At 69.0% G+C, this 21,353-nt stretch carries 15 protein-coding genes; 10 read left to right on the top strand and 5 right to left on the bottom strand.

Annotation, left to right across the window (positions count from 1 at the left end; genetic code table 11):
• Nucleotide 1: 1 nt before the first annotated feature.
• From WMF12_RS17205 to norR, 3 genes are all read right to left on the bottom strand, one after another.
• Entirely contained in the window at nt 2-1,312 is a 1,311-nt protein-coding gene (locus WMF12_RS17205) for a PQQ-dependent sugar dehydrogenase (protein WP_437746733.1), read from the bottom strand.
• A gap of 201 nt (nt 1,313-1,513) precedes the next feature.
• Nucleotides 1,514-1,924 carry a VOC family protein gene (locus WMF12_RS17210; RefSeq protein ID WP_437872618.1) on the bottom strand — a complete coding sequence of 137 codons (411 nt, stop codon included), beginning with the start codon at nt 1,922-1,924 and terminating at the stop codon, nt 1,514-1,516.
• Nucleotides 1,925-2,033: 109 nt separating this feature from the next.
• Nucleotides 2,034-3,593 carry a nitric oxide reductase transcriptional regulator NorR gene (norR, locus tag WMF12_RS17215; RefSeq protein WP_437872619.1) on the bottom strand — a complete coding sequence of 520 codons (1,560 nt, stop codon included), beginning with the start codon at nt 3,591-3,593 and terminating at the stop codon, nt 2,034-2,036.
• A gap of 206 nt (nt 3,594-3,799) precedes the next feature.
• On the opposite strand from norR, the gene WMF12_RS17220 reads away from it, so the two are divergent.
• The 9 genes from WMF12_RS17220 to WMF12_RS17260 all read left to right on the top strand — a co-directional run bounded on the left by WMF12_RS17220 (nt 3,800) and on the right by WMF12_RS17260 (nt 18,539).
• Nucleotides 3,800-6,118 (top strand): nitric-oxide reductase large subunit, encoded by a 2,319-nt coding sequence (locus tag WMF12_RS17220; RefSeq protein WP_437872620.1) that lies wholly within the window; start codon nt 3,800-3,802, stop codon nt 6,116-6,118.
• A 158-nt stretch (nt 6,119-6,276) separates the two neighbouring features.
• Nucleotides 6,277-7,791 carry a flavin-containing monooxygenase gene (locus tag WMF12_RS17225; RefSeq protein WP_437872621.1) on the top strand — a complete coding sequence of 505 codons (1,515 nt, stop codon included), beginning with the start codon at nt 6,277-6,279 and terminating at the stop codon, nt 7,789-7,791.
• A gap of 348 nt (nt 7,792-8,139) precedes the next feature.
• Nucleotides 8,140-8,520: a hypothetical protein gene (locus tag WMF12_RS17230; protein ID WP_437746736.1), complete on the top strand. Its 381-nt coding sequence runs from the start codon at nt 8,140-8,142 to the stop codon at nt 8,518-8,520.
• A gap of 500 nt (nt 8,521-9,020) precedes the next feature.
• Nucleotides 9,021-11,120, top strand: coding sequence for a DUF2169 family type VI secretion system accessory protein (locus WMF12_RS17235; protein WP_437872622.1), 2,100 nt, complete (start codon nt 9,021-9,023; stop codon nt 11,118-11,120).
• Between the two features lie 153 nt (nt 11,121-11,273).
• Nucleotides 11,274-13,673 (top strand): type VI secretion system Vgr family protein, encoded by a 2,400-nt coding sequence (locus WMF12_RS17240; protein WP_437872623.1) that lies wholly within the window; start codon nt 11,274-11,276, stop codon nt 13,671-13,673.
• A 43-nt stretch (nt 13,674-13,716) separates the two neighbouring features.
• Entirely contained in the window at nt 13,717-16,380 is a 2,664-nt protein-coding gene (locus WMF12_RS17245; RefSeq protein ID WP_437872624.1) for a DUF2169 family type VI secretion system accessory protein, read from the top strand.
• Complete coding sequence (locus WMF12_RS17250; protein WP_437872625.1) at nt 16,367-17,476, top strand: pentapeptide repeat-containing protein; 1,110 nt, start codon at nt 16,367-16,369, stop codon at nt 17,474-17,476. The genes WMF12_RS17245 and WMF12_RS17250 overlap by 14 nt, the downstream gene beginning before the upstream one ends.
• A 10-nt stretch (nt 17,477-17,486) precedes the next feature.
• Nucleotides 17,487-18,140 carry a DUF3540 domain-containing protein gene (locus tag WMF12_RS17255; RefSeq protein ID WP_437872626.1) on the top strand — a complete coding sequence of 218 codons (654 nt, stop codon included), beginning with the start codon at nt 17,487-17,489 and terminating at the stop codon, nt 18,138-18,140.
• 9 nt (nt 18,141-18,149) lie between these two features.
• Nucleotides 18,150-18,539, top strand: a complete 390-nt coding sequence (locus WMF12_RS17260) for a DUF4150 domain-containing protein (RefSeq protein ID WP_437872627.1) — start codon at nt 18,150-18,152, stop codon at nt 18,537-18,539.
• A gap of 471 nt (nt 18,540-19,010) precedes the next feature.
• Here WMF12_RS17260 and WMF12_RS17265 read toward each other — a convergent pair whose 3' ends face one another.
• The gene (locus WMF12_RS17265) at nt 19,011-19,376 is read right to left on the bottom strand and encodes a hypothetical protein (protein WP_437872628.1); all 366 of its coding nucleotides are present in this window, start codon (nt 19,374-19,376) and stop codon (nt 19,011-19,013) included.
• 534 nt (nt 19,377-19,910) lie between these two features.
• Between WMF12_RS17265 and WMF12_RS17270 the strand changes: the two genes are divergently transcribed.
• Nucleotides 19,911-20,297: a hypothetical protein gene (locus WMF12_RS17270; protein WP_437746743.1), complete on the top strand. Its 387-nt coding sequence runs from the start codon at nt 19,911-19,913 to the stop codon at nt 20,295-20,297.
• A gap of 193 nt (nt 20,298-20,490) precedes the next feature.
• Here WMF12_RS17270 and WMF12_RS17275 read toward each other — a convergent pair whose 3' ends face one another.
• Nucleotides 20,491-20,694, bottom strand: a complete 204-nt coding sequence (locus WMF12_RS17275) for a hypothetical protein (protein ID WP_437746744.1) — start codon at nt 20,692-20,694, stop codon at nt 20,491-20,493.
• Between the last annotated feature and the right edge of the window lie 659 nt (nt 20,695-21,353).

The following is a 21,353-nucleotide window of genomic DNA, read 5'->3' on the forward strand; positions in this document are numbered from 1 at the left end:
CTCACTTGCGGTAGGCCACCCGCCACACGGTGTTGCTCTGGTCGTCGGTCACCAGCAGCGCGCCGTCCTTGGCCACCGCGACGCCGACCGGACGACCCCACACGTCGCCGGTGCTCGTGACGAAGCCGGTCATGAAGTCTTCGTAATATCCCGCCGCCTTGCCGTCCTTGACCGGGATGCGGATCACCTTGTATCCGGTGCGCCGCGAGCGGTTCCACGAGCCGTGCTCCGCCGCGAAGATGTGTCCCTGGTAGTCGGCCGGGAACTGCTGGCCCGTGTAGAAGCAGAGGTCGAGGGAGGCCGAGTGCGACTGGATCAGCACGTCCGGCACGACGACCTTGTCCCGGAGCTCGGGGCGCTTGCCCTCGTGCCGCGGATCCTGATGCCCGCCGAGGTAGTACCAGGGCCAGCCGTAGAAGCCGCCCTCTTGCACGCGCGTCACGTAGTCGGGGACCAGGTTGTCGCCCAGCTCGTCGCGCTCGTTCACGCTGGTCCAGAGCGCGCCCGTCGCCGGCTCGATGGCCAGGCCGACCGGGTTGCGGATGCCTGACGCATGGAGCGCCTCGTTCTTGCCGTCGGGCGTGAAGGCCAGGATGCACGCGCGGCGGATCTCGTCGTCGTCGTCATCGACGTTGGAGCGGGAGCCCACGGACACGAACATTCGCTGGTTGTCCCTGCTGAAGACGATATCGCGGGTCCAGTGGCCGCCGCCGCCCACCGCCTCCTTGCCCGAGGGGATGTTGGTGACCAGCGCCTCGGCCGGGCCGCTGGCCCTGGTGTCGCCCGCCTTGTAAGGGAACCGCACCACGCTGTCGGTGTTCGCGATGTAGACGTGCGTCGGCGCCTCGGTCCCGCTCGGATAGAAGGCGATGCCGAAGGGGCGGTTCAGGTCCTCGGCGTAGACGCTGCGGACATCGGCCTTACCGTCGCCGTCCGTGTCCCGGAGCACCTGCACCCGGTCCGCCGCGCTCTCGGCCACGAACACGTCGCCGTTCGGCGCCACCTGCACGACGCGCGGCTTCTCCAGACCCGTGGCGAGCTCGGTGACGGTGAATCCCGACGGGACTTTGGGGAACGCACCGGCTGGACGATCTGCCTTGCTCGGGCTGTTGGTCACCGACTCGCCCTCGTTGGGCGCGGGGAGGTCGGCGACGGTGATCTTGCGCTTCACGCCCGGCGCGTCCGTTGTCCAGTCGCCCAGCGCGTCGGCGCCGGTGAGGATCCTGTCGGTGGGCGCTGGCTGCGGTGTGACCTCGGCGCGCTTGGGCGAGCAGGAGGCCAGCGCGCCCGCGCCGGCGAAAACCAAGAGCACCTGAGCCGCCCCGCGCCGGGCCCACGGGCGACCTGAGATTCGGTTGTCCATGGACTCGGGTTGCCATTCGGCTGCTCCTCTGTCCACCGCTCCACCGCTCCTCTGGACCGATGAGCCCGCCGATCTCCTCGCCTCGCGCCACGAGCAGACGGGGGAGCGCCCCTCCATCCAACTCCGGCTGCCGCCCCGGTGGCCGGCTACCTACCAGTCCGCCTCGATCACCCCTCCGGTGTACTGCGTGCTGGCCGGCGTGTACTGGTGCACCTCGAACTTGTTGCCGTCGGGGTCCGCCAGCCAGATCTGGTACGTGTTGTCGCAGCCGAGCTTCTTCTCGGTGAACGGGACGCCGCGGCTCTTCAGCGTCGCCATCACGGCGTCCATGTCGTCGGTCTCCAGGCAGAAGTGGGCGATCCCGGTATTGACCACCTCGCCGAGGTTCCGGTCCTCGAACATCTCCATATAGTTGCCGTCGGCGATCTCGAGGTAAGCGCCGAACGGCGCGCCTTCGCGGGTGAAGCTGAACTTGGTGGCGAACCCGAGCTTGCCGTAGAAGTCGACCGAGCGCTGCAGATCCCTCACGTTGAGACAGACGTGCGCGATGCGTTTGAACATGGGGAGGGCCTCCGCGACGGCGCCGGGGTAGGGGAGCGGCGCGTGCGGCCGAGGATACCTCACCCGGAGGCCCCGGCGCGACGGCGGCGCTTCGCCGTCCCCGTTCGCCTCAGCGCAGCCCGAGCCGCTTCGCGAGGTGGTGCAGGTTGCTGCGGTGCATCCCGAGCGATCGCGCCGCGGCGGCCCAGTTGCCGTCGTGCTGCGCCACGGCCCGCTCGATGAGCCCGCGCTGGAACGCGTCGACCTGCTCGTTCAGCGGCGCCGCCGCCGCGGCGGGCGTCGCCTTCTCCGCGTCGTCCTCGCGCGGCGCGGGCTCCGCCGCCGCGGCGACGTCGACCCCGAGGTGGGCTGGCTTGACGACCACGGGCGCCCCGCGGGGCACGCCCCGCGACGCCTGCAGCACCATCCGGAACACCGTGTTCTCCAGCTCGCGCACGTTCCCCGGCCAGGCGCCGCCCGCGAGCAGCTCGCGCGCCGCCTTCGTCAGCCGCACCGGCCCGACGCCGAGCCGCGCGCGCGCCTCGTCGCAGAAGTGGCCGGCGAGCAGCGGGATATCGCTCCTCCGCTCGCGCAGCGGCGGCACCGCGAGGCGATAGACGTTGAGCCGGTGGAACAGGTCGGCCCGGAAGCGCCCCTCGGCCACCTCCCGCTCGATATCGCGGTTCGTTGCCGCCACGACGCGCACGTCGACGCGCAGCGACCGATCGGCGCCGACCCGCTGCACCTCGCCCTCCTGCAGCGCCCGCAGCAGCTTCGGCTGGATCGACAGCGGCAGCTCGCCGATCTCGTCGAGGAGCAGCGTGCCCTTGTCCGCCACCTCGAGCTTCCCCGGCCGGCTCTGCTCCGCCCCGGTGAACGCGCCGCGCACGTGCCCGAACAGCTCGCTCTCCGCCACCGACTCGGGCAGCGCCGCGCAGTTCACGTGGAGCAGCGGCTCGCCCCGCCGCCCCGACGCCGCGTGGACGGCGCGCGCCACGAGCTCTTTCCCCACGCCCGTCTCGCCCGTGATCAACACCGTGAGATCCGACGGCCCCACGAGCGCGATCTCGTCGCGCAGCCGCTGCATCGCCGGGCTCGTCCCGAGCAGGCTCGCGCCCCGCTCCCGCTCCGCCGCCCGCCGGAGATCGTCGGCGACCAGGCCGAGCCGCTCGGCGCTGTGCTCGAGCGCGTCGATGAGCTGGCTCGTGCGCACCGCCGCGCCGGCCAGCGCGCCCAGCCAGGAGAGCGTCGCCGCGTCGACCCCCTCGAAGGCGCGCGGGTCGCGCGCGTCGGCCGTCAGGAGCCCGATGAGCGTGCCCTCGACCCGCAGCGGACACCCGAGGCACGCGTGCACGTGCGCCAGCGCGGTCGCGTCCGACGCGAGCAGCCCGTCGAACGGATCCGGCAGCTCGGTGTCCGGCGCGAAGCGCACCGGCGCCTCGGCGTGGCAGAGGATGTCGAGCCGAGGGTGCGCCTTCGTGCAAAACGTGCGCCCCAGCGCCTCCGGCGCGAGCCCGTGCGCCGCGAGCGGCACCAGCACGCCGTCCTGATACCGCATCAGGCACGCCGCATCACACGGCACCACGTGCCGCACCGCCTCGAGCAGGCGCCGGTACCGATCCTCGGCGCCCAGCGACGTCGTGAGATCGAGCGCGACCGACAGCAGCGCCTCCAGGTTCGGCTTCGCCATGTTGTCGATTGTACAACGTGGTTGTTGATTTGACAACGCACGGATGTTGCGAAAACCGCAACATCACCCGCCTGGAGGCACGAAACGGAGGGGCGCGCGGGAGCGGCACGCCGGCTGCTTCATGGCCGGGCGTCACGACCGGAGCCCTTGAGGTCGCGCCGCGGAGGCGCGGGCGCGCCGGGGCTCACGCGAACAACGAGGTCGCTATGCATAACCTACGACGACTCTGGCTGGCGCTCGCCGCCGTCATCACCGCTGGCTTCTTGATACTCGGCTTCATGGGTCGGGAGGTGTACCGCAAGGCCCCGCCGATCCCGGAGCGGGTCGAGACGCCGTCCGGCCGGGTGCTGCTCACGAAGGACGATATCCTGGACGGGCAGCTGGTCTATCAGAGCATCGGCGGACAGCAGGTCGGCAGCGTCTGGGGGCACGGCGCTTACCAGGCGCCGGACTGGTCGGCCGACTGGCTCCATCGCGAGGCCGAGGCGCAGCTCGCGCTCTGGAGCCAGCGAGAGCACGGCGCGGCGTTCGCGGCGCTCCCGGACGAGGCGCAGGCCGCGCTCAGGGCGCGGCTCCAGCGGACGATGCGCCACAACGGCTACGACGCCGCGACCGGCGCGCTCACGGTCTCCGAGGATCGCGCGCTGGCGATCGAGCAGACCGCGGCGCACTACCGCGCGCTCTTCGGCGACGAGCCGAGCCTCACCGGCCTGCGCGAGAGCTATGCGCTGCACACGGGCGCGGTCCCCGACGCCGGGCGGCGCGACAAGCTGACGGCGTTCTTCTTCTGGACCTCGTGGGCCACGGCCGCGGAGCGCCCTGGCACCGGCGCCAGCTACACCAACAACTGGCCTCATGAGCCGCTCGTCGGAAACGTCCCCACGGCCGCCAACGTGATCTGGTCGATCGTGAGCGTCGTGCTGCTGCTCGCCGGGATCGGCGCGCTCGTCTGGTACCACGCGTTCCGCCGCACCGAGGAGCCGGCCGTCGCTGCGCCGGCGCGCGACCCGCTCTCGGGGTGGGTGCTCACCCCGTCGATGCGGGCCGTCGGGAAGTACTGCGTCGTCGTGGTCGCGCTGCTCGTGCTCCAGGTCGCGCTCGGCGCCCTGACCGCGCATTACACGGTGGAAGGACACGAGGTCTTCGGCCTGCCGGTCGCGGACTACCTTCCGTACGCGGTGACGCGCACCTGGCACGTTCAGCTCGGCGTCTTCTGGATCGCCACCGCGTTCCTCGCGGCGGGGCTGTTCCTCGCGCCGGCGGTGGGCGGGCGAGAGCCGAGGGGGCAGCGGCTCGGCGTGAACGTCCTCTTCGGGGCGCTCGTCCTCGTGGTCTTCGGCTCGCTCGCCGGAGAGTGGCTGTCGGTCAAGCAGCGCTTCGCGCTCGAGCACTCGTTCTGGTTTGGGCACCAGGGGTACGAGTACGTCGACCTCGGCCGCGCCTTCCAGATAGCGCTCTTCGGCGGGCTCGCGCTCTGGCTCTTCCTGATGCTGCGCGCGCTCTGGCCCGCGCTCTCGCGGCGCGACATGAGCCGGCACATCGTGCTGCTCTTCACCGGCGCGACGGTGGCGATCGGGATGTTCTACGGCGTGGGGCTGTTCTACGGCGCGAAGACGCACCTGTCGGTCATGGAGTACTGGCGCTGGTGGGTCGTCCACCTGTGGGTCGAGGGGTTCATGGAGGTGTTCGCCACCGCGGCGATCGCGTTCCTGTTCACCCGGTTCGGGCTCGTGCGGCCCGACAGCGCGGCGCGGGCCGCGCTCCTGTCCACCTGCATCTTCCTCGTCTCGGGCATCCCCGGCACGTTCCACCACCTCTACTTCAGCGGCACGCCGGTCTCGGTGATGGCGGTCGGCGCGAGCTTCAGCGCCCTGGAGGTCGTGCCGCTCGTCCTCGTGGGGATGGAGGCGCACGAGACCTGGCAGATGCAGCACCGGAGCGCGTGGATGCAGGCCTATCGCTGGCCCATCCAGTTCTTCGTCGCCGTCGCGTTCTGGAACTTCGTGGGCGCCGGGGTGTTCGGCTTCCTCATCAACCCGCCGATCGCCCTCTATTACATGCAGGGCCTCAACACGACCCCCGTGCACGCGCACGCCGCCCTCTTCGGCGTCTACGGGCTCCTGTCGCTCGGCCTCGTGCTGGTGATGCTCCGCCGCCTGCGCCCCGACACGGTGTGGAACGAGGCGCGGCTCCGGGTGGCGTTCTGGGGGATGAACGGCGGCCTCGGCCTCATGATCCTCCTGAGCCTCTTGCCGATCGGGCTGGCGCAGGCGTGGGCCAGCGTCGAGCGCGGTCTGTGGTATGCGCGGAGCGCGGAGTTCCTTCAGCAGCCGGTCCTCGAGGCGCTGCGCTGGATGCGGCTCGTCGGAGACAGCCTGTTCATCGTCGGCGTCCTGGCCTTCGTGGGGTTCGTCGCGGGGCTCTTCACCCGCCGGCCGGCGGGCGCTGCCTCGGCGAAGCCCGCGCCCGAAGGTGAGGCGGCAGGGATGGCCGCGCCGGCGGCGAGCGGCGCGCCGGCGGCCTGATCACCCGCGCGCCAGCGCCCGGCAGCGCGCTGGCGCGCCTGCTCGCCGTGGCGTCGCGCGGCGCCCCGAAATGTGCGCGTGGCGTCGGGCTCAGCCGTGATCCGCCAGGCTATGCTCGGGTCCTCAAGCGCCACGGCGCTCGCCCCCGGGAACCCAGCATGTCCACCGAGCACTTCGACGTCCTGATCGTAGGCGCCGGCCTCTCCGGCATCGGGGCCGGCTACCACCTCCAGACGCGCTGCCCCGGCAAGCGGTACGCGATCCTCGAGGGGCGCAGCGCGATCGGCGGTACCTGGGACCTGTTCCGCTACCCTGGCGTCCGCTCGGACTCGGACATGTTCACGCTCGGCTATTCGTTCCGCCCCTGGAAGGAGGCCAAGGCGATCGCGGACGGGCCGTCGATCCGCGACTACGTGCGCGACACGGCCCGGGAGCTCGGCATCGACCGGCACATCCGGTTCAATCACCGGGTTCGAGCCGCGTCGTGGTCCTCGGAGCAGGCGCGCTGGACCGTCGAGGTGGACGTCGGCCCAGGCGAGGAGCGCGTCCGCACCTCCTGCAGCTTCCTGTATGTCTGCAGCGGCTACTACCGCTACGAGAGCGGGTATACGCCCAGCTTCCCTGGCCGCGACGACTTCCAGGGACAGCTCGTGCACCCCCAGCAGTGGCCGGAGGATCTCGACTACCGGGGCAAGCGCGTTGTGGTCATCGGCAGCGGCGCAACGGCCGTGACGCTGGTGCCCGCGATGGCCGCCGACGCGGCGCACGTGACGATGCTCCAGCGCTCGCCGACGTACATCGCCTCGCTGCCCTCGGAGGACCCGATAGCGAACGCGATCCGCGAGCACCTGCCGGAGCGGATCGCCCACCGCGTCGCCCGCTGGAAGAACGTCGCGCTCAGCCTGCTGATCTACCAGGTCTGCCAGCGCGCGCCGCGGCTGGCCAGGCGGATGCTCCGCGGCGGCGTCGCCCGGCATCTGCCCGCCGACTTCGACATCGATACACACTTCAACCCTCGCTACGATCCATGGGATCAGCGCCTCTGCCTCGTGCCGGACGCCGATCTCTTCCGTGCGGTGAGGGAGGGGCGCGCCTCGGTGGTCACCGACAGCATCCGGACCTTCACGAAGAACGGCGTCCTGCTCGAGTCGGGCAAGGAGCTCCAGGCGGATATCATCGTGACGGCGACGGGCCTGGAGCTCCTGTTTTGCGGCGGCATCCGCATCGGCGTCGACGGTGACGTCCTCGATCCCGGTCGGTCGTTCATCTACAAGGGGTTGATGCTGGGCGGCGTCCCGAACTTCGCGTTCTGCCTCGGATACACGAACGCCTCGTGGACGCTCCGCGCCGAGCTGGCCTCGACGTACGTCTGCCGGCTGCTCAACCACATGGATCGCCACGGCTACCGGCAGTGCCTGCCGCGCTCCGACGAATCCATCCTCGATCCTCGGCCGCTGCTCGGCCTGACGTCGGGCTACGTGCGGCGCTCGGTGGACCACCTGCCCAAGCAGGGATCGAAGGCGCCGTGGTACTTCCGTCAGAACTACGTGCTCGATCTGCTCGCGATGAAGCTCGGTCCGGTGGACGACGGCACCATGGTCTTTTCCAGGGAGGGTCGGCCGCCGCGCCGCGATACCGCTAGCGCGGAGCGTCCTCGGCGCGCGGAGATCTGACCAGAGGCGCGCGCCGCTGACGAGCCGCCATTGCCGGCCGACATCGCGCGCCGGACGCGGACTCCGAGCGCTCCGCTCGCCCTGTTCGCCCTGGCCTGATGCCCCTGAAACTTCACGGCGCTGTCATCGGAGCTTCAAGGCGAGGAGGGGGCCCGACGAGAGATGATCTCCGGGAGCTCCGGCTTGGGGAGCTCGAGATCGCCAGCGCGACAGGATGCTTCTTTCAAAAAAGAGACGGCCCCACCCGATTGCGTGAAGGATGGCTCGCCACCGTGGCATCCATCAGGCGCGAGAGAGACCGGGATGCGAACGGTCTCTTTCTGTAAAAAATCTCAGGAGAGTAAAGAGATGAGCTTGTTCAGCAAGAGTTTCCTGCCGTTGACGTTCCTCGGCGCCGCAGCGGTGCTCGGTGGCTGTGTTGGCGACGCTTCCCTCGAAGGCGATGACGAGCTGGGGACTCAGGCGGACGCGGCTGATCCCGAGTCAGCGGACGCGATCGACCCCGACGCGGCGGAGGCGGTTGGAAGCGCGCAGCAAGCGGTGACCCAAAGCGAATGGATCTGCTGGCAATGGTGGGGCAAATGGGTCGACGTCGGCCATGTCAAGATCTGGTGGGGCCATACCCCCAATGATGCCCTATGGGCCTGCCAAAACTGGGTCGCGCGCTGCTACAATCACGGCGACGGCTGCTATGTTCGTGATAAGACTCCGATCGCCTGGTCATGGTGAGGAGCGTGGGGATCCTCCTCATCGATCCCCGCCAGGCGCATGAGGCTGCGGGGGAAGGCGTCGCCGCGCTGGAGGCGATGCCGCCGGTCGCCTGCGTGGACAGGGCGCGGCGCGTCTGACCGCTCGCGCGGCCGAGGATCGAGGCACGCCTTCCCCTGACGAGAATGATGCACGGCCTGCCGGGCTGACCGCGTGCCCCGGGTCACCTACTGGAACATCCAGCCCGCGTGACAAGCCGTCGACATGCCAGGCTTTCAGCGGATGCCCTCCACGATCCTGCCAGGTTTCGCCCGCGCCAGCCGTCGGCATGGAAGGCCGCCTCCGCGGAGCGCATGGCACGACCCGCCGACGATGAGATGCGCCGTGCGCGGGCGCTGAAGTCACACATAGATTGCGAGATTGCCGCACGCTCTTCACACAAGCGAGGGTACTCAACGTGGGAGGCGATTCATGGTGCCGAGGCGAGCCATGGCCGGGAGCGGCCGTCCGAGAGCACGATCATGAGCGCGCTCCTGCGCGGCGCCGTGACGCCGCTGAAAGGCGCCGCGGCCGCCGCGATCGCCTGGCGCACGCAGGGCCGGCACTACATCACCGTCGTCGCCAAGGCGAGCTTCGCCTTTGCGATCGATGCGGTGATGTGGCGGACCGATCCGCAGGAGATCCTCGGCGCCGAGGTCCACCATGGCAAAAACCCGGCGCGGAGCATCCGCTGGAGCGGGGACCTCGCGCCCTACCTCGGTCGCGCCGATGTGGTCTTCACCGGAGACGCGCACGCGCCGCGCGGCACCGAGGTCCAGTCCTTGCCGGTGCGGCTCGCGATCTACAGCGCCGGCGGCTGGGTGCTCGACAAGCGCCTCCTCGTCCGCGACAAGGGCCCTTTCCGGCAGATACCCCTCGTGTACGAGAGGGCGGTTGGCGGCGCGAACGGGTGGGAAAATCCGTTCGATGGGGAGCCGATGGATGGCCCGGCCAACATCCTCGACCCCCAGGATCCCGCACGCCTCGCTGGCTTCGCGCCGCTCGCGCGCGCCGCGCCGGTGCGCCGTCGGCTGCTCGGCAGCACGCCTCGCAAGGCGCTCGAGGGGCCGAACGCCGACATCCCCGCGGGCTTCGACTGGTCGTACTTCCAGGCGGCGCCCGCCGACCAGCGGATCGCATTCCTGCAAGGCGATGAGTGGATCGTGCTCGAGCACGTGAATCCGGCGGCTCCACGGCTTCAGATGCGCTTGCCCGGGGCGCGCGGGGTGGCGCGGATCCGGGGGCTCGCCGCCTCCGCCGCGGCAGACGGCGAGCTGCTCGAGCTCAACGCCGACACGCTTCGCATCGACGGCGTCGAGCAGCGCTGCACGGTCGTGTGGCGCCGGGTCTTCCCCGTCTCCGGCGAGGAAGCCCTCGCGGCCGTGCGGATCGTGGCCGGCGTCGAGATCGAAGGCGAGGAGATCGCATGGCCCGACGTGCGCCTCGAGGAGCAGGAGCGCGCGCAGCCGGCGCATCCACCTTCCCTCCGCCTGGGCTCCCAGGAGACCGCCCGGATCGAGGACGCGCCCGACGGGGCGGGCGAGGCGCGGCTCGCCCCGGAGCTCCCGATCAGCCTCTCCGCAGAGGACGTCGAGATCGTCGATCCTCCGTTGTCCGCCGCGTCCCTCTTTCAAACGCTCGCGCTCCCCGTGGAGCCGGACGAGCCGTCGATGCGCGCCCCGGCGCTCCCCTTCGGGCCCGCAGCCCCTGCGCCGGCGTCGCAGGGCGAGCTTGGGCCGGTCGCAGATCAAATCCCTGCCATCTTCACCAGCACGACGCTTCTGTCGAGCGAGGATGAGGCGCGGGCCACCGGTCAGCCCGCGACGCCGTTTCCTGCCGCGCCGCCGCTTCCGCCGCGCGTCGCGCCCGAGCTGCCGATCCCTGGCGCGCCCTGGTCCGGCGAGCGCGCTGCGCGGGCGCCTTCCGCGTCCGTGGGGCCCGCGACCTCCGCGCTGACGGCGGCGGCGCCCGCGTGCTTCGAGGCTCCCCTCGACACCACCGCGGTCCCGGGGCTCGTCTCGGAAGCGTCCGGGCAGCCGGCCGCGTCTCGCTCTTTTCACGAGCTCCGACGCGAGGGCGACGCGGTCCAGGGGCCGCTCCCGCCGCTCGGCGAGGGCGACGAGGTCAGCGTCGAGCGGTGCGCGATCGTCGCGGCGGAGCTCGCGGAGCGGCCGGTCCCCCGGGCCGACGTGCTCCGTGCGCACGGCCTCTCCGATGAGCGCTGGGAGCAGGCCGAGACGCGATGGCAAGAGGCGATGGCGGAGGAGGCCCGACGCCGCGAGCGACCGCTCCGCGATCGGTTCGATGCAGCCTATCTCGCCGCCTGGGAGGCCATCCGCGGCGTTTTGCGTCCGACCGACTATGCGCGACTGGTCGTCGCGACCGAGCGCGACGGTGCGGCCGCGGCGCTCGATCCGCTCGCCATTCGACGCACCGTGTGGGCGCAGATGAAGCGGCTCTGGGCCAGGCGGCTCGCCGGCGATCCGCGCCTGAGAGCGCACGTCGAGGCCGAGATCGCGATGCTGCGCCGAGCGCCGCGGCAGCCCGCGGACAGCAACGCCCCCGCGGCGCAGGCCGGTTGATCCGTGCGATGCGATTTCAGGTGTGCGGATCACACGATGGCGACGCGCCGTCGTGACATGCAATCATCGCTTTGCTTTCCATGAATCGCCTCTATAGTCGACGTTCTTCCGGCGCCAGGAGCTAACGAGCACCGATAACGGGGAAATCCAACCATGCAAGATGCGTTCACCGTCAGCGCCAGCGCGCTCCCTGCCGCCACGCGGGTCATTGGCTTTCGAGGGACAGAGGGGCTGTCGAAACCGTACGTCTTCGAGATTTATCTCGTGATGACGAACTACGTGGGCCAGGATCTCGACCTCGCCGACGCTGTGGGCACGAAGGCGACGCTCCGCCTCTCCCCGTCGGACGGCGGGGCTCCCTTCCTCGTGAACGGCATCTTCGCGACGGTGGAGCTCATCCACGCGTTTGGCGAGCGCTCCGTCTTCCGCGCCGTGCTCGTGCCGCAGCTCTGGAAGCTCACCATCTCCCTGCATAGCCGGATCTTCACCGACCAGACGGTGCCCGAGATCATCAAGACGGTGCTTTCGGGCGCTGGGGTCTCGGAGTACGAGCTCAGGCTGATCGGCAGCTACAAGCCGCAGGAGCACGTGTGCCAGTACGGCGAGAGCGACTTCGACTTCATCTCGCGGTGGATGGAGCGCGAGGGGCTCTATTATTACTTCGAGCAAGGAGACGACGGGGAGACGCTCATCATCACCGACGACAAGGGCGTCCACGTCCCGCTCGGCCAGAAGGCGGTCCGGTATGTCCCGCAGTTCAGCGAGCACAGGGCCAAGGGAGAGGTGCTCTGGACCTTCACGTGCCGGCACACGTCGATGCCGTCCAGGGTCCGCATGAGCGACTATGATTACAACAATCCCGCGATCGAGATCTCCGGCAGGGCGCCCGTCGCGGCGAAGGGGCTCGGCGAGATCAGCGTCCACGGCGCGCGTTTCTTCACGCCGGCCGAGGGCAGCCGCCTCGCGGCCGTGAAGGCGCAGGAGCTGCTCGCGGGCCAGGTCGTCTACCACGGCGCCGGGGCGGCGTTCCACATGCGCCCCGGGTACACGTTCGAGCTCGAAGAGCATCCGAGGCCGGCGTTGAATACGGTTTATCTGGCCACCGAGGTCGAGCACTGGGGCAACCAGACGGGCTGGGCGCCGGAGCTGATGCAGATCATCGGGCTCACCTGGGACGATGTGTATCGGATGGAGGTCAAGGCCGTCTCCTCGACCGTCCAGTACCGGGCGCCGCAGCGGACGCCGTGGCCTCGTATCTACGGGACCGAGCACGCCGTCGTCGACGGCCCGGCGGACAGCGAGTACGCCCAGATCGACCAGCACGGTCGCTACGCGGTCAAGCTGAGCTTCGATGAGAGCGACCTCCGGGGCGGCAAGGCCTCGACCTGGGTGCGCATGCTCCAGCCGCACGGCGGCGGCACCGAGGGGTTCCATTTCCCCCTGCGCAAGGGCACCGAGGTGATGTGCACCTTCCTCGGCGGGGATCCGGACCGCCCCGTCATCGCCGGCGTCGCCCCCAACGCGCTCACGCCGAGCCCCGTCACCTCGGCCAACAGGACGAGGAACGTCATCCAGACCGGGGGCAGGAACCGCATCGAGCTCGAGGACCAGGCGGGCTCGCAGCGCATCACCGTCAGCACACCGACCGAGAACACGATCCTGCGCATGGGCGCGCCCAACGATCACCACAATTTCATCTCCAGGACGGACGGCACCGCCCTGATCAAGACGGGCAAGTCGCTCGAGATCCAGACGGGCACCTGGAGGAAAGATAACGTCGACGATCAAATGGAGATCGAGGTCGGCGGTTACCTGAAAGAGACCGTCACCGGCTCCGTCACGGAGATTTATAAGGACACGAAGAACGAGACCGTCACGAAGGCCGTCACGGAGATTTATAAGGACACGAAGAACGAGACGGTCACCAAGCCCGTCACGGAAACATATCTGGACACCCAGACCACCACGGTCACCAACCTGCGCAAATCCGAGCACGGCTCCGAGGAGACGACCGTCCACGGGAAGGTCACGGAGAGGTACGAGGGCCATCACGAGACGAAGGTGACGACGGGCGGCCGGTACGAGGAGACCACCGGCCTTCACCACGGGAAGTTCAACGATGGCTGGAAGGTCGAGATCCCGGGCGGCAACGTCGAGCACATCGCGGGGGGGAACTACGTTATCCAGGCAGAGCACTTCAGAGCGAAGGCCAAATCCGACTACCGCGAGATTCAGGGCGTCAGAATTCAAAACACCTTCGGCGGCCTGATCAACCTCACCTACGGCTTCGGCACTCTGAACGTCGTCGCCCCTCAAAGGACGGAGTTGGTGGTGGGATTGAAGCTGGATGTCATCGCCGGGATGAAGGCGGAGATCATCTGGGGCTGGAACTACAAGAATTCAAAAGGCAAGACTGACGTTACTTTGCTCGACATGAAGAACTCGGCCGTCAAGATCGGCACCTCAGGGATAACGCTCAGCAGGACTGCCGCCGCCAAGGTGACCTCGACGGGGGCTCACGTCTGGCAATCCTTTCTTCACATGTTCCACTAGCGCGGCGCCGAGCAGAAGACCCCGGGAGCCTGCAGCGAACCTCATGAAGACCATCAAGCCGAACCGGCTGGGGCTGCTCACCAAGGTGTTCGAGAACGACGGCGAGCCGTACCTCGTCGTCACGCTCCTCGTCTTCTTCCCGTTCGAGGCGCCGAGGCACCTGCTCTACGAGCAGAGCCTCTGGAGGTTCGCCGGCACGGAGCTCGGGAGCGACGCCATCCTCGACGAGTGCATGCCGAAGCTCCGGGGAGAGCTGCTCGTAAACGGCCGCTGCTTCACCGCGGGCGCGGTGCCGCGCACCGCGTGCTCGGTGCGGGTCCAGCTCGGGGCGATCGACAAGACGCTTTATGTCGTCGGAGACCGCCGCTTCGAGCTCCTGGGGATGACCGATCCGGAGCCGTTCGCCGAGATGCCGATCACATGGCAGAACGCCTTCGGCGGCGAGGGCTACGCGCCGAACCCGATCGGCAAAGGCTTCGCGCCGGTGCGCGGCGAGAGCGGCTCTGTCCATCCGTTGCCCAACATCGAGGATCCGCGCCGCCTCGTCCGGTCGCCCGGCGACCGGCCCCCGCCCGCCGGGTTCGGAGGTTACGATCCGACCTGGCCACAGCGCTTCTCCAAGGTCGGGACGTATGATGAAGCGTGGCTCAAGGAGCGCTTCCCCGAGCTCGCCAAGGACCTCGACTGGAGCTTCTTCAACACCGCGCCGCCGGATCAGCAGATCGAGGGGTATTTCCGGGGCGACGAGGCGTTCGTCATCGAGAACATGCACCCCGGGAAGCCCCGGATCGAAGGGGCGCTGCCGGGGGTGGCGACGCGGTGCTTCATCAACCAGAAGACCGGCGAGGGGGAGTCCTTCCGGGAGATCGCGACCCGCCTCGACACCGTCCGGCTCTTCCCCCACCACGAGCGCGGGATCCTCGTCTATCGCGGGGTGCTCAAGATCCGTGAAGACGATGCGGCCGACGTGCTCCACATCGTCGCGGGCTGCGAGGCGATGGGCGAGCCCAGGCCGGTCGAGCATTACCGAACCGTCATGACCCAGCGGCTGGACAAGGAGAAAGGGCACCTCTTCCTCCTGCGTGACGCGGATCTGATGCCGCCTCCGCAGCCGGGCGCGGGGCCGCTGCCGGACGATCCTCAAGCGGAGATGACCAGGCTGCTCCGATCGGAGGGGCTCTTGCAGAAGCGCGCCCGCGCGAAGGCGGAGCGGCAGCTCGAGGAGATCAAGGCGAAGATCCGGGCGCAGGGGCTCGATCCGGAGCCGTTCGTCGCCCCGCTGCCGCCGGACGAGGACGTGACCGAGCCCAGCCTGGACGAGCTGCCGGCGTACGTCGAGCGGGCGATGACCGAGGCCGAGAAGGTCAAGGCGGACGCGGAGGCGCGCCGCGCGGCCGAGGAGCAGAGGGCGCGCGCCGAGTGCGAGAAGCACGGATTCGATTACGACGCGATCATGGGCGAGCGGCAGAAGGAAGCCGGCGGCCCGCCCCGGTTCTCGGCCAAGAAGGAGCTCGAGCGGCTCGAGGACGTGGCCCAGATGGCGCGGAACGGCGGGGTCGAGTGGCCCGAGCTCGAGGCGCAGCTCGGTGATCCGGAGCTCGTGGCGCGCCTCTTCGCGGTCGAGGAGCAGATGCGCTCTGCCTACCGGAAGTTCGCACACCACTACCCGGCGGCCTCCCGGCTGGGCGGCGAGGAGGCCGCTCGCGTGCGGGAAGAGGTGACCGCCGGGCACCGGGCCGGGGAGAGCTTCGCGGGGCGCGATCTCACGGGCGCCGATCTCTCGCACCTCGACCTGTCGGGCATCGATCTCGAGGGCGCGCTGCTCGAGGCCGCGGTCCTCACGGGCACCCGGCTGTGCGGCGCGAACATCGCCGGCGCGGTCCTGGCAAAGGCCAATCTCCTCGGCGCAGATCTCACCGGGGCGAACCTTGCCGGCGCGAACTTCGGCGGAGCGAACCTTTGCGACGTGAAGATGGGCGGCGGGCTCGACCTCACCGGCGCCGTGCTGGCCAAGGCCAACCTGTCGGGCGCCGACCTGACCGGCGCGCGCCTGTCGGACGCCGACCTGTCCGAGGCGACCTTCGACGGGGCCGACTTCAGCCGCGTGACCGCGCGCAACCTCGTCCTTATCAACGCCGACCTCTCCGGTGCCCAGCTCTCCGGCGCAGACCTCGAGCAGTGCACCTTCATCGAGGCCAACGTGCAGGGCGTCGACTTTCGCGGCGCGAACCTCCGCGCGTCGGTGTTCATCACCGGCAAGGGCGACGGCGCCGTCTTCCGCGGCGCCAAGCTCGACAACATCCGCATCATCGCAAGCTCGTCGTTCGCCGGCGCCGACTTCCGCGGCGCTTCGCTCGAGCAGGCCAACCTTCGGGGCACCTGCCTCAGAGGGAGCGACTTCACCGAGGCCAACCTGCGGAGCTCCGATCTCAGCGAGTGCGACCTCACGGGCGCTCGCCTGGATCGCGCCGTCGCGGTGGGCGCCATGCTCACGCGGGCAGACCTCACGGGCGCCTCGCTGTCCGGCATCGATCTGATGGAGGCCGTGCTGCAGAAGGCGAAGGTCGACGACGCGAACTTCGAGAGGGCCAACCTGTTCCGCGTCGACGCCGCGAAGATGCGCGGAAACGCCGCGACGAGCCTGAAGGGGGCCAATGTAAAGTACGTGCGCTTCGTCGCGCCGCCGGAGAACCATGGACAGAAATGATCTGGTCGAGCTGGTCCAGGGCGGCGAGATCATCTCCGACGTCGACCTCTCGGGCGTCGACCTCTCGGGCGCCGACCTCTCCGGCGCGATATTCGACAAGGTGAGCTTCGCCGGCGCGGACCTCTCGGGCGCTCGGCTGAAGGAGTCGACCGCCACCGGCTGCAGCTTCAGCGGCGCGCGCCTGTCCGGCGCCAACCTGCACCTTGCGGCGATGGTGGACTGTGATCTCACGGGGGCGAAGCTGGACGGCGTCTCCCTGATCGCAGCGCAGCTCACCGGCGGCGATCTCTCCGGGATCGACCTGAGCGGAGCAGACCTGACCCTCGCGAGCGTGATCAACACGAGCCTCTCGGGCGCCCGGCTCGCGCGCACCAACCTGGACCGCGCCGCCATCCTGGACGTGCGGACCGAGCGGATCGACCTCTCGGGCGCCGTGCTGAAGCAGACGGCGCTCGTGCGCGCCGATCTCTCGACCGCGACCCTCGGCGGCGCCGTCTTCGAGCTCGTCGTGCTCGTGGAGGGGAAGCTCGCGGGCCAGGACCTGCGCGGGATGTCGTTCACGATGACGCAGTTCACGGGCGCCGATCTCAGCGGCTGCGACTTCTCCGGCGCGACGCTGACGCAGTGCGGTTTCAAGGACGCGAACCTCTCCGGTGCCAAGCTCGACGGCGCGCTCGCGGGCCGGGCGCTCTTCGTGAATGCCAACCTCACCCGCGCGAGCCTCGCCGGGGCCGTGCTCAAGGAGTCGGTCTTCGTGGGCGCTCGCCTCATCGAGGCCAACCTCGCCGGCGCCAACCTGGAGATGTGCATCCTGACCCGGGCCGCGTGCGCGGGCGCGCGCTGGAGCGGCGCCAACCTGACGTACGCCGACCTCTCCCACGCCGACGTCTCGGCCGGCGACTTCTCGAGGGCGACCCTGTTTCGAGCGCGCCTCCATCGGATCAAGGACGAAGGGGCCGTGTGGTCCAACCGGGCGGCCGCCCTCGGCGATGACGCGGATCTCGCCGAGGCGGAGCAGTGGCAATCACGGGTTTTGAGCAGCAGCCGGGGGAGCTCGGAGCCTCCGGCCGTGGGTGTCGAGACGTCTACACGTTGACGAGGGAATCATGCGCAGTCTGGCGAGAAAGCAGGAGCCGAGGGCTCTGGTCACTCAGGAGTTCGGCACCGTGGTGCGCGCCGACGGCGCGGCGCTCGTCGTGGAAACCGACGCGGGCGAGCTCCGGGCGAAGCGCGCCAAGGGGTGCCTCCTCGAGCCCGAGGCGGGCGACCTCGTGCTCGTCGCCGTGGCGACCGACGGGCGTTGCTACGTGCTCTCCGTGCTGGAGCGGGAGGACGGCGCGCCCGGGAGCATCGTCGCGGACGGCGACCTGAACATCAAGCTGCCAGCCGGTCGCCTCGGCGTGGCCGCGCAGGACGGCATCGGCCTGGTCTCGGCCAAGGAGGTGGCGGTGGTCTCGGCGGGCCTCTCGGTGAACGCCGTCGACGGGAACGTCGCGCTGCAACGCCTCTCGTTCGTTGGGACGCTCCTTCGCGCGGAGATCGGCAAGGCCAAGGTCCTCGCCGGGAGCCTCGACTCCGTGCTGGAGCGGCTCTCGCAGCGGGTGAAGCGCTCCTACCGCACCGTCGAGGAGAGCGAGCAGCTCCGGGCCGAGCGGGTCGATTACGTCGCGAAGAAGACGATGAGCCTGCGCGGCGAGAACACGCTGGTGACCGCGCAGGAGCTCGTCAAGATCGACGGCGAGCAGATCCACCTGGGTTGAGGAGGCATCATGTTCGCGAACACGCAGATGGGCGGGATGAACCTGGGGTTTCCGGACGTGTGCCTCACCCCGCCGGTGCCTGCCCCGATCCCTTATCCGAACATGTCCTTTGGCCCGGTGAGCGCGCCGGCCGCGTACAACGTGCTGTTCATGTGCGCGCCCGCGCACAACCTGCTGACGACGCAGCTCATCTCCGTCGGCGATCAGCCCGGCGTCGCCCTGGGGGTCGCGTCCGGCTCGGTCATGGGGCCTTCCCGTCACATCACCGCCGCGTTCACATGCCTTGTCGGCGGCATGCCGGCCACCCGGCTGACCAGCATGAGCCTGCAGAACTCCACGAACTGCGCCGGAATGCGGATCGTGCCGAGTCAGGTCAAGGTGCTCATCCTGTCCCCCTGAGGGATCTCGGACGCCTGTCACGTAGACCTCCGGCGGGGGCTGGTCGACGAGCTCGTCGCTGTGCAGCACGTCGAGCACGGCTTGCCGCTCGGGGGCGCTGACCCGGCGTGGGCTCGGAGCGGGCCCGGGCAGCGCGGGCGGCTTCGCGGGCCGGGTCTGCCGGTAGAGGATTGCGCGGCTGATGCCGAGTGCCGTACACGCCTGCGCAGGGCCAACCGACAGCAGCCAGGCTCAAGCAGAGATCATGGGCGGCGGAAATCGTGGGTGAATGCGCTGAGGGGCGTTTGGTGCTAACGGCGAGATCGCGTCCGGAACCCGCGGATCGTGATGGCCGCCTCCACCGGTTGGTGCTGTCCGCCTCGGGCCGCGCAAACCTGGCGACCTCAGCGAGATTTCAGGCAAGGAACCGCTCGCTGCTCGAGCGGAGCCGAATGCGACAACTACATTGGCGGAATCTTCAGGCTACCAGCCTTATTCTGCCCAGCACTGCCCACCGCACGCCGAGCGCCAAGCGTTGCAGGCCCATGTGGCATCATGTTGCTGATAGCCCCACCAGATTGTGACATAGCCGGCGATTTTGATGCCCGACCCCGAATTCCAGTCATCGTCACGAACATAGCACGTCCAACTGGCTTTTGCCGCTTGCTGCGCGGTTCCAACCGCCTCCGCCGCGTCGGGGTCGATCGCGTCCGCCGACTCGGGATCAGCCGCCGGCACGTCGGACTGGGTCTCCTGCCCTTCATCGCCTTCGAGGGAAGCGTCGCCAACGCAGCCACCGAGCAAGGCTGCGGCACCGACGAACGTCAACGGGAGGACCCTCTTGCTGAACAAACTCATCTTTTTACTCTCCTGAGAATTTTACCTGGAGCGGGCCGTTCGCATCCCGCTCTTGCCGAGCTGAATGCTCCGGTGGCGGGCCATCCTTCACTCAATCGTGTGCGGCCGTCACTTTTGCGAAAGAAGCCTCCTGTCCCGCTGGCCGACGGCCTCCCGGTCGATCTTGGTGACCCGATCGGGGCGAGGTGCCGATGCCGACCCATCATACCGCGGGCCCGGACATTGGCTGGCGCGGCGGCGGAGGGGGCCCGTTGGGCCACGCCGGAGCTGCCCTCGGTGGCAAAACAGCCGAAGGATACCGAAATCGCTATGATTTCTGGCGGGATTTCCGACGCGCGGAACTAGCTCGAGGGTCACCGCGAGCTCCGGCTTGAGGAGAGCGAGCTTGCCAGCGCGACAGGAGGCTTCTTTCGCAAAAGTGACGGCCGCACACGATTGAGTGAAGGATGGCCCGCCACCGGAGCATCCAGCAGCCGAGAGAGAGAGAGGGGATGCGAACGGCCCCTCCAGTAGGAATTTCTGAGGAGATTGGAAATGAGCTTGTTCAGCAAGAGGGTCCTCCCGTTGACGTTCCTCGGTGCCGCAGCCTTGCTCGGTGGCTGCGTTGGCGAGGCTCCCCTCGAAGGCGATGGCGAGACCCAGCCCGACGTGGCGGCGGCTGATCCCGAGTCAGCGGACGCGATCGACCCCGACGCGGCAGAGGAGGTTGGAGCCGCGCAGCAAGCGCTTACACGTCTGACCACATGGCACTGCTGGGCCTTCAATTGGAATCCGATGGCCGGCCAGGTCACCATCTGGTGGGGCCATACCCAGACGGATGCCCTATGGGCCTGCAACCAGTGGATCGCGGATTGCCGCCGCGGGGGCGGGGACTGCGTCACGGCGAAACAGGTCAATGAACTTTGGGTGCAGAACTGGTGAGCATGTAGGCGCACCCCAGCGGCTACATCGGCGCCTGCGCGCAGCCTGAATGCGCAGTCGTCCGGAATCAGCACGTCTCGGACGCCGCACCGCCGCCCCCGCAAGGAGCTCGAGGAGCGCAGCGAGCTCTGGCGTAATGCTGGAAGTTTCGTTAGTGAACAATGGGTGCCGTACTGACTTCTGAGATATACCCTCAAATGTTCCGGTAGCTGTGCTGGTAGTAGAGGTGCCCGGCGATGGAATAGGTGTTGCCATCCGAGAGCGTGACGGGAAACGTGACCTCCTCGACGCGGATCTGCAACGTCGCCGCGGCCGGGCGCGGGGCCACGAGCGCGAGTGCGGCGAGCGCGATGAGCACGGTGAGAAAACGGCGTGTAGCGCAATGCGCGGTCTTCATCAGGCCTCCTGGAGCCCGGCAATGTCGCGCGCATGGGCATCCGCGAGCGCACGGCCACGCGACGGCACGGTGAAGGGAAGCCCACGCATCGCTTCACGCCAACGCAACCAAGGCGTCGCCGCACATCCGGGCTCTGGGCGATTCCACGCCGGCGACCACGCCGCGTCCATGCGCGGGGGCTCTCCGTGATCGCGCGCGCCGTCTCCGAGCCTGCCTCGCGCGCTCCCGCCGTGGAGCTCGAGGAGCTCCGCGTCCGGCTTGAGGAGATCGAGATCGCCAGCGTGACAGGAGGCTTCTCTCGAAAAAGAGACGCCCGCAGACAATTTGGTGAAGGACGGCCCGCCACCGCAGCATCCAGTCGGCGAGCGAGATCGGGATGCGAACGGTCCGCGCCATTGAAAAATTTTCAGGAGAATCAATAGATGAGCTTGTTCAGCAAGAGGGTCCTCCCGTTGACGCTCCTCGGCGCCGCAGCCGTGCTCGGTGGCTGCGTTGGCGACGCTTCCCTCGGAGGCGATGACGAGAAGGAGACCCAGCCCGAGGCGGCGGAGGCGGCTGATCCCGAGTCAGCGGACGCGATCGACCCCGACGCGGCGGAGGCGGTTGGAACCGCGCAGCAAGCGGCTACGGATTATAGCAATAGCACATGGTCGTGCTGG

Origin of the sequence: Sorangium sp. So ce363 (genome assembly GCF_051520435.1) — a bacterium.
In the GTDB taxonomy this organism is placed as follows: domain Bacteria; phylum Myxococcota_A; class Polyangia; order Polyangiales; family Polyangiaceae; genus Sorangium; species Sorangium cellulosum_B.

Bases quoted from the DNA above. Each gene is read 5' to 3' on its own strand.
- WMF12_RS17260 (WP_437872627.1), top strand. From the start codon at position 18,150: ATGTTCGCGAACACGCAGATGGGCGGGATGAACCTGGGGTTTCCGGAC.
- WMF12_RS17210 (WP_437872618.1), bottom strand. From the start codon at position 1,924: ATGTTCAAACGCATCGCGCACGTCTGTCTCAACGTGAGGGATCTGCAG.
- WMF12_RS17240 (WP_437872623.1), top strand. From the start codon at position 11,274: ATGCAAGATGCGTTCACCGTCAGCGCCAGCGCGCTCCCTGCCGCCACG.
- norR (WP_437872619.1), bottom strand. From the start codon at position 3,593: ATGGCGAAGCCGAACCTGGAGGCGCTGCTGTCGGTCGCGCTCGATCTC.
- WMF12_RS17235 (WP_437872622.1), top strand. From the start codon at position 9,021: ATGAGCGCGCTCCTGCGCGGCGCCGTGACGCCGCTGAAAGGCGCCGCG.
- WMF12_RS17220 (WP_437872620.1), top strand. From the start codon at position 3,800: ATGCATAACCTACGACGACTCTGGCTGGCGCTCGCCGCCGTCATCACC.
- WMF12_RS17275 (WP_437746744.1), bottom strand. From the start codon at position 20,694: ATGAAGACCGCGCATTGCGCTACACGCCGTTTTCTCACCGTGCTCATC.
- WMF12_RS17245 (WP_437872624.1), top strand. From the start codon at position 13,717: ATGAAGACCATCAAGCCGAACCGGCTGGGGCTGCTCACCAAGGTGTTC.
- WMF12_RS17250 (WP_437872625.1), top strand. From the start codon at position 16,367: ATGGACAGAAATGATCTGGTCGAGCTGGTCCAGGGCGGCGAGATCATC.
- WMF12_RS17255 (WP_437872626.1), top strand. From the start codon at position 17,487: ATGCGCAGTCTGGCGAGAAAGCAGGAGCCGAGGGCTCTGGTCACTCAG.
- WMF12_RS17225 (WP_437872621.1), top strand. From the start codon at position 6,277: ATGTCCACCGAGCACTTCGACGTCCTGATCGTAGGCGCCGGCCTCTCC.
- WMF12_RS17270 (WP_437746743.1), top strand. From the start codon at position 19,911: ATGAGCTTGTTCAGCAAGAGGGTCCTCCCGTTGACGTTCCTCGGTGCC.
- WMF12_RS17230 (WP_437746736.1), top strand. From the start codon at position 8,140: ATGAGCTTGTTCAGCAAGAGTTTCCTGCCGTTGACGTTCCTCGGCGCC.
- WMF12_RS17265 (WP_437872628.1), bottom strand. From the start codon at position 19,376: ATGAGTTTGTTCAGCAAGAGGGTCCTCCCGTTGACGTTCGTCGGTGCC.